Source organism: Schaalia georgiae DSM 6843 (assembly GCF_000429245.1).
Classification (GTDB): Bacteria; Actinomycetota; Actinomycetes; order Actinomycetales; family Actinomycetaceae; genus Pauljensenia; species Pauljensenia georgiae.
On record NZ_AUBM01000006.1, the window covers coordinates 62,969 to 69,040 of the forward strand.

Annotated in this window: 12 protein-coding genes; all 12 read right to left on the reverse strand. The window is 67.4% G+C overall.

Annotated elements, in window-relative coordinates; translation table 11 throughout:
- Positions 1–369, reverse strand: a complete 369-nt coding sequence (rplN, locus tag G447_RS0100300) for a 50S ribosomal protein L14 (RefSeq protein ID WP_005872718.1) — start codon at positions 367–369, stop codon at positions 1–3.
- A gap of 88 nt (positions 370–457) precedes the next feature.
- Positions 458–724 (reverse strand): 30S ribosomal protein S17, encoded by a 267-nt coding sequence (gene rpsQ, locus G447_RS0100305; RefSeq protein ID WP_005872739.1) that lies wholly within the window; start codon positions 722–724, stop codon positions 458–460.
- A 5-nt stretch (positions 725–729) separates the two neighbouring features.
- On the reverse strand, positions 730–963 hold the full coding sequence (gene rpmC / locus G447_RS0100310; RefSeq protein WP_005872759.1) for a 50S ribosomal protein L29: 234 nt from the start codon (positions 961–963) through the stop codon (positions 730–732).
- Positions 963–1,382: a 50S ribosomal protein L16 gene (gene rplP, locus G447_RS0100315; RefSeq protein ID WP_005872726.1), complete on the reverse strand. Its 420-nt coding sequence runs from the start codon at positions 1,380–1,382 to the stop codon at positions 963–965. The genes rpmC and rplP overlap by 1 nt, the downstream gene beginning before the upstream one ends.
- A 5-nt stretch (positions 1,383–1,387) precedes the next feature.
- Positions 1,388–2,200: a 30S ribosomal protein S3 gene (gene rpsC / locus G447_RS0100320; RefSeq protein ID WP_005872746.1), complete on the reverse strand. Its 813-nt coding sequence runs from the start codon at positions 2,198–2,200 to the stop codon at positions 1,388–1,390.
- A 1-nt stretch (position 2,201) separates the two neighbouring features.
- Positions 2,202–2,573 (reverse strand): 50S ribosomal protein L22, encoded by a 372-nt coding sequence (rplV, locus tag G447_RS0100325; RefSeq protein ID WP_005872716.1) that lies wholly within the window; start codon positions 2,571–2,573, stop codon positions 2,202–2,204.
- Positions 2,574–2,601: 28 nt separating this feature from the next.
- A complete protein-coding gene (gene rpsS / locus G447_RS0100330) occupies positions 2,602–2,883 on the reverse strand; it encodes a 30S ribosomal protein S19 (protein WP_005872744.1) in 282 nt (93 codons plus the stop codon).
- 16 nt (positions 2,884–2,899) lie between these two features.
- The gene (gene rplB, locus G447_RS0100335) at positions 2,900–3,736 is read right to left on the reverse strand and encodes a 50S ribosomal protein L2 (protein ID WP_005872731.1); all 837 of its coding nucleotides are present in this window, start codon (positions 3,734–3,736) and stop codon (positions 2,900–2,902) included.
- Positions 3,737–3,759: 23 nt separating this feature from the next.
- Positions 3,760–4,065 (reverse strand): 50S ribosomal protein L23, encoded by a 306-nt coding sequence (gene rplW, locus G447_RS0100340; protein WP_005872703.1) that lies wholly within the window; start codon positions 4,063–4,065, stop codon positions 3,760–3,762.
- Positions 4,062–4,706: a 50S ribosomal protein L4 gene (gene rplD, locus G447_RS0100345; protein WP_005872724.1), complete on the reverse strand. Its 645-nt coding sequence runs from the start codon at positions 4,704–4,706 to the stop codon at positions 4,062–4,064. Before rplD ends, rplW begins: the two co-directional genes overlap by 4 nt.
- 2 nt (positions 4,707–4,708) lie before the next feature.
- Positions 4,709–5,374, reverse strand: coding sequence for a 50S ribosomal protein L3 (gene rplC, locus G447_RS0100350; protein ID WP_005872710.1), 666 nt, complete (start codon positions 5,372–5,374; stop codon positions 4,709–4,711).
- Positions 5,375–5,385: 11 nt separating this feature from the next.
- Complete coding sequence (gene rpsJ, locus G447_RS0100355; protein ID WP_005872737.1) at positions 5,386–5,694, reverse strand: 30S ribosomal protein S10; 309 nt, start codon at positions 5,692–5,694, stop codon at positions 5,386–5,388.
- Positions 5,695–6,072: the final 378 nt, after the last annotated feature.

Genomic DNA, 6,072 nt, shown 5'->3' on the forward strand with positions numbered 1-6,072 from the left:
TCAGATCACCTCCTGTGCGAGGGAGACGATGCGCATGAACTTCTTATCGCGCAGCTCCCGGCCCACGGGGCCGAAGATGCGGGTTCCGCGCGGATCGCCGTTGTTGTTGATGATGACGGCCGCGTTCTCGTCGAAGCGGATGTAGGAACCGTCGGGGCGGCGGATCTCCTTGCGCGTGCGCACGACCACTGCCTTGACGACCTCGCCCTTCTTGACGTTGCCGCCGGGGATGGCGTCCTTCACGGTTGCGACGATCGTGTCGCCGATTCCCGCGTAGCGCCGACCCGAGCCGCCGAGAACACGGATGGTCAGGATCTCCTTGGCCCCTGTGTTGTCGGCGACCTTCAGTCGCGACTCCTGCTGGATCATTTTCTATTGACTCCTGTCGTCGTGCCGGTTCTCTTCCGGTTGGGGCCGGTCGAGCCTTGCCGAACGGATTTCGGTCTGTGAGCGAAGGTCACTTCGCCTTTTCGAGGATCTCCACGACGCGCCAGCGCTTGGTGGCCGACAGCGGACGGGTCTCCATGATGAGGACGAGATCGCCGACACCGCACTCGTTGTGCTCGTCGTGAACCTTGACCTTGGTGTTCTTGCGCATGACCTTGCCGTAGAGGGCGTGCTTGACGCGGTCCTCGATTCGCACGACAACGGTCTTGTCCATCTTGTCGCTGACGACGTAGCCGCGACGGACCTTTCGCTCATTGCGAGCGGTGGTTTCTGCCATCAGGCTCACTCCTCAGTGCTAGGGGCGGTGCGGTAGCCGAGCTCCCGCTCACGCGCGATGGTGTAGATCCGGGCGATGTCCCGGCGCACGGTCTTCATGCGCCCGTGGTCCTCGAGGTTGCCGACGGCCTGCGCGAAACGCAGGTTGAACAGCTCGGCCTTCGCCTTCTCGAGCTCCTTGGACAGCTGCGCGTCGTCCATCGCATCGAGGTCAGCGGCGGTCAAACCCTTTTCTGCCATCAGATGTCACCACCCTCACGAACCACGAAACGGCTCTTGATCGGAAGCTTGTGCTGCGCGCGGCTGAGGGCCTCGCGGGCGAGTTCCTCGGGGACGCCGGACAGCTCGAACAGGATTCGTCCCGGCTTGACGGGGGCGACCCACCATTCGGGGGCGCCCTTGCCCGAGCCCATGCGGGTCTCGGCGGGCTTCTTGGTCAACGGGCGGTCCGGGAAGATGTTGATCCAGACCTTGCCGCCGCGCTTGATGTGGCGGGTCACGGCGATACGCGCCGCCTCGATCTGGCGGTTGGTGATGTACGCGCCCTCCAGTGCCTGGATGCCGTAGTCGCCGAACGCCAGTTCGGTGCCGCCCGTGGCGAAGCCGGTGCGGTGCGGGCGGTGCTGCTTGCGGTACTTAGTCCGACGGGGAATGAGCATCGGGCTCAGGCCTCCGATCCGGTCTTGGTCGCAGCGGCGCCGGGGGCCTCGGCCTCACGGGGGGCCTGCTGCGAAGCGGTCTCCTGGTTGGGGCGCCCACCGCGGCGGGGGCCTCCGCGACGGCCGTCGCGGCGACCGCCGCGACCGCCCTGCTCGGCCTGCTGGCGCGCGAACTCGCGCTCGGTGATGTCGCCCTTGTAGATCCACACCTTGACGCCGATGCGACCGAAGGTCGTGCGGGCCTCGTGGAATCCGTAGTCGATGTTGGCGCGCAGGGTGTGCAGGGGCACACGGCCCTCGCGGTAGAACTCCGAGCGGCTCATCTCGGCCCCGCCGAGACGGCCCGAGACCTGCACGCGGATGCCCTTGGCGCCGGCGCGCTGGGCGGACTGGATGCCCTTGCGCATGGCACGGCGGAACGAAACGCGGGCGGCCAACTGCTCGGCGATGCCCTGGGCGACCAGCTGCGCGTCGAGGTCGGGGTTCTTGACCTCGAGGATGTTGAGCTGGACCTGCTTGCCGGTCAGCTTCTCCAGCGACTGGCGCAAGCGGTCGGCCTCCGCGCCGCGGCGCCCGATGACGATGCCCGGGCGGGCGGTGTGCAGATCGACGCGCACGCGGTCGCGGGTGCGCTCGATGTCGACCTTCGCGATACCGGCGCGCTCGAGGTTATCGGTGAGTGCCTTGCGGATGGCGACGTCCTCGGCGACGTAGTCCGAGTAGCGCTGCCCCTTGGTGGTGGAGTCGGAGAACCAGCGGGACCGGTGGTCGGTGGTGATTCCCAGACGGAACCCGGTGGGGTTGACCTTCTGGCCCATCTCAGCGGTCTCCCTTCTTCTTGTCTTCCTTGGTCCCCACCACAATGGTGATGTGGGATGTGCGCTTGAGGATGCGGCCCGCGCGCCCCTGGGCGCGGGGGCGGATCCGCTTCATGGTCGGCCCCTCGTCCACGTACGCCTCCAGCACGAGCAGGTCCGCCTCGTTGAAGGTCTCGCCGGCGTTCTCGGCCTTGACCCGGGAGTTGGCGATGGCGCTCATGAGCACCTTGCGGACATCGGTGGCGACGGCCTGCGGGGCGAACCGCAGAATGTCGGCGGCCTCCAGCGCTCGCTTGCCGCGAACCTCGTTCACGACTCGGCGGGACTTCTGGGGCGTGACGCGGATGTAACGCGCCTGCGCCTTGGCTTCCATGTATCTGCCTCTTCTTCCTCGGGCCGGCTCAGCGCCGACGTCCCTTGCGGTCGTCCTTGTCGTGGCTGCGGAAAGTGCGCGTGGGAGCGAACTCGCCCAGCTTGTGGCCCACCATCGACTCGGTGACGAAAACGGGCACGTGCTTGCGGCCGTCGTGGACGGCGATGGTCAGTCCCAGGAAGTCCGGGGTGATGACCGAACGGCGCGACCAGGTCTTGATGACGGCCTTCGAACCGGACTCGTTCGCTGCGTCGACCTTCTTGAGCAGGTGGTCGTCGACGAACGGGCCCTTCTTCAAACTACGCGGCATTTCAATCGACTCCTACTCAGCGGTTCTTGCCGGTCTTGCGGCGGCGGACGATCAGGCGGTCCGACGCCTTCTTCGGACGGCGGGTGCGGCCCTCGGGCTTGCCCCACGGCGACACCGGGTGGCGGCCGCCGGAGGTGCGGCCCTCGCCGCCTCCGTGCGGGTGGTCCACCGGGTTCATGACAACGCCTCGCACGTGGGGGCGCTTGCCCTTCCAGCGCATGCGGCCGGCCTTGCCCCAGTTGATGTTCGACTGCTCGGCGTTGCCGACCTCGCCGATGGTGGCGCGGCAGGTGGCCTCGACGTTGCGGATCTCGCCCGAGGGCATGCGCAGCTGGGCGAAGCGCCCTTCCTTGGCGACCAGCTGGACGGAGGTTCCGGCGCTGCGGGCGATCTTGGCGCCGCCGCCGGGGTAGAGCTCGACGGCGTGCACGACGGTGCCCAGGGGGATGTTGCGCAGCTGCAGGCTGTTGCCGGGCTTGATGTCGGCCGAGGGGCCGGCCTCGATGCGGTCGCCCTGCTTGAGCCCGGCGGGGGCCAGGATGTAGCGCTTGGCGCCGTCGGCGTAGTGCAGCAGCGCGATGCGGGCCGTGCGGTTGGGGTCGTACTCGATGTGCGCGACTTTCGCCGGCACGCCGTCCTTGTCGGACCGGCGGAAGTCGATGACCCGGTACTGGCGCTTGTGCCCGCCGCCGCGGTGGCGCGAGGTCACGCGGCCGCTGTTGTTACGGCCGCCGGTCTTGTGCAGGGGGCGCACCAGCGACTTCTCGGGGGTGTCCCGGGTGATCTCGACGAAGTCGGAGACGCTGGAGAAGCGCCGACCCGGAGTCGTGGGCTTGTAATTGCGGATTCCCATGTTTCTCAGTCCTTCTCCGGTTCTCAGGCCTGATCGCCGAAGATGTCGATGGTGCCCTCGCGCACGGTGACGATGGCACGCTTGACGTCCTTGCGCTTACCGATCCCGCCTCGGGTGCGGTAGGTCTTGCCCTTGCGGTTCTGGGTGGCGATGGAACCGATCTTCACGCCGAAGATGCGCTCGATGGCGATCTTGATCTCGGTCTTGTTCGCGCGGGGGTCGACCTCGAAGGTGTACTTGCCCTGGTCCATCAGGGCCAGCGACTTCTCCGTGGTGACGGGCTTGAAGATGATGTCGCGGGGGTTCTTGCCCGCTTCGATCGTGCTCACTTGGTCTCCTCCTTGGTACCGAGGAAGGACTCCAGGGCGGCCTGGGTGAACACGATGTCATCGGCGTCCAGGACGTCGTAGGTGTTCAACTGGTCGACCCACAGGACGTGGACCTCGGGGACGTTGCGCAGGGACAGCGCGGTCAGCTCGTCGCCGCGCTCGAGGACGACGAGCGCCTGGCGGTCATCGACGATGGCGCGCAGCGAGGCCAGCGCGGCCTTCGTGGAGGGCTTGTCGCCCTCGAAGAGCGCGGTGACGACGTGGATGCGGTCGGCGCGGGCGCGGTCGGACAGGGCCGAGCGCAGGGCACCGCGCTTCATCTTCTTGGGGGTGCGCTGGTCGTAGTCCCGGGGCTGGGGGCCGTGGACCACGCCGCCGCCGGTGAACTGGGGGGCGCGGATGGAGCCCTGGCGGGCGTTGCCGGTGCCCTTCTGGCGGAACGGCTTCCTGCCGCCGCCGGAGACCTGGCCGCGGGTCTTCGTGGAGTGGGTGCCCTGACGGGCGGCGGCCAGCTGGGCCACGACGACCTGGTGCATGAGCGGGATATTGGTGGGGACGTCGAAGATCTCGGCGGGAAGGTCGACGGTGGCGGCCTTCTTGCCCTTGAGGTCGACGACGTCGACGGAGCGAACCTCAGACATGATCACGCACCCTTCACAGCGGAGCGAACCAGGACGATGCCGTTCTTGGGGCCGGGGATGGCGCCGCTGATGAGCAGCAGGCCCTTCTCGGTGTCGACGGCCTGGATACGCAGGTTCTGGACAGTACGGCGGTTGCCGCCCATGCGGCCGGCCATGCGCAGGCCCTTGAAGATGCGGCCGGGGGTGGCGCACGCGCCGATGGAGCCGGGCTTGCGGTGGTTGCGGTGGGCGCCGTGGGAGGCGGAGACGCCGGCGAAGCCGTGGCGCTTCATCACACCCGCAAAGCCCTTGCCCTTGGTGTTGCCGGACACGTCCACGCTCTGGCCCGCCTCGAAGGTGGACGCGTCGAGCTCTTGGCCGACCTCGTAGGAGTCGTGCTCGGAGGTGCGCACCTCGGCGAGGTGGCGGCGGGGGGCGACACCCGCTTTGGCGAAGTGGCCCTGGAGGGGCTTGGTGACCTTGCGGGGGTCGATCTCGCCGAAACCAAGCTGGATGGCGGAGTAGCCGTCGACCTCTTCGGTTCGAACCTGGGTGACGACGTTGGTGCCGACCTGCACGACAGTCAGGGGCACGAGGCGGCCGTCGGCGTCCCAGACCTGGGTCATGCCGATCTTGCGGCCGAGCAGCGCCTGGATCGGCGCGGCAGCGTGCTGCTTGTTGTTAGTCATTGCAGAAGTCCTCAGAGCTTGATCTCGATGTTGACATCCGCGGGCAGATCGATGCGCATGAGCGAGTCGACGGCCTTGGGAGTCGGGTCGATGATGTCGATGAGCCGCTTGTGCGTGCGCATTTCAAAGTGCTCGCGGCTGTCCTTGTACTTGTGGGGCGACCGGATAACGACGAAAACGTTCTTCTCGGTCGGCAGCGGCACCGGGCCCACGACTGTGGCGCCCGCACGCTGTACGGTTTCCACGATCTTGCGCGCGGAGCTGTCGATGACCTCGTGGTCATACGACTTGAGCCGGATGCGGATCTTCTGTCCCGCCATGCCGTCCTACCTCTTCTCGTACAGATTCGGCGCCGGTACACGCACCCGGGCGTGTCGCCCGGGTGATTCCGCGGGGGCCGCGGCTGTCCGGCGTCGTGTCCAAAGATCTTGGGCATATTGCCCGGTCCGGGCGCGATGGCGCGCGCGAACCACCCCAGAGCCGCTGGGGCAACCGTGCCATTCTGTCAGAGTTCCACCCACGAGGACAAACCGTGCTGGCGCTCTCGCATGTGAAACCACCGACAGAGTGGCGCGGCCCGCAGGGCCAACCCCTGCGAACCGCGAACCACTCTACCCCGCACTCGGGCGTGTCGTCAACTGTGATGATTACCGCACAAGGTGCTCGTTACCTGCGGAAGCGCCCACCGCAGCCCACGC

What these genes read in the sequence shown, in the direction of transcription:
- rplN (WP_005872718.1), bottom strand. Translation starts at nt 369, where the DNA reads ATGATCCAGCAGGAGTCGCGACTGAAGGTCGCCGACAACACAGGGGCC.
- rpsQ (WP_005872739.1), bottom strand. Translation starts at nt 724, where the DNA reads ATGGCAGAAACCACCGCTCGCAATGAGCGAAAGGTCCGTCGCGGCTAC.
- rpmC (WP_005872759.1), bottom strand. Translation starts at nt 963, where the DNA reads ATGGCAGAAAAGGGTTTGACCGCCGCTGACCTCGATGCGATGGACGAC.
- rplP (WP_005872726.1), bottom strand. Translation starts at nt 1,382, where the DNA reads ATGCTCATTCCCCGTCGGACTAAGTACCGCAAGCAGCACCGCCCGCAC.
- rpsC (WP_005872746.1), bottom strand. Translation starts at nt 2,200, where the DNA reads ATGGGCCAGAAGGTCAACCCCACCGGGTTCCGTCTGGGAATCACCACC.
- rplV (WP_005872716.1), bottom strand. Translation starts at nt 2,573, where the DNA reads ATGGAAGCCAAGGCGCAGGCGCGTTACATCCGCGTCACGCCCCAGAAG.
- rpsS (WP_005872744.1), bottom strand. Translation starts at nt 2,883, where the DNA reads ATGCCGCGTAGTTTGAAGAAGGGCCCGTTCGTCGACGACCACCTGCTC.
- rplB (WP_005872731.1), bottom strand. Translation starts at nt 3,736, where the DNA reads ATGGGAATCCGCAATTACAAGCCCACGACTCCGGGTCGGCGCTTCTCC.
- rplD (WP_005872724.1), bottom strand. Translation starts at nt 4,706, where the DNA reads ATGTCTGAGGTTCGCTCCGTCGACGTCGTCGACCTCAAGGGCAAGAAG.
- rplC (WP_005872710.1), bottom strand. Translation starts at nt 5,374, where the DNA reads ATGACTAACAACAAGCAGCACGCTGCCGCGCCGATCCAGGCGCTGCTC.
- rpsJ (WP_005872737.1), bottom strand. Translation starts at nt 5,694, where the DNA reads ATGGCGGGACAGAAGATCCGCATCCGGCTCAAGTCGTATGACCACGAG.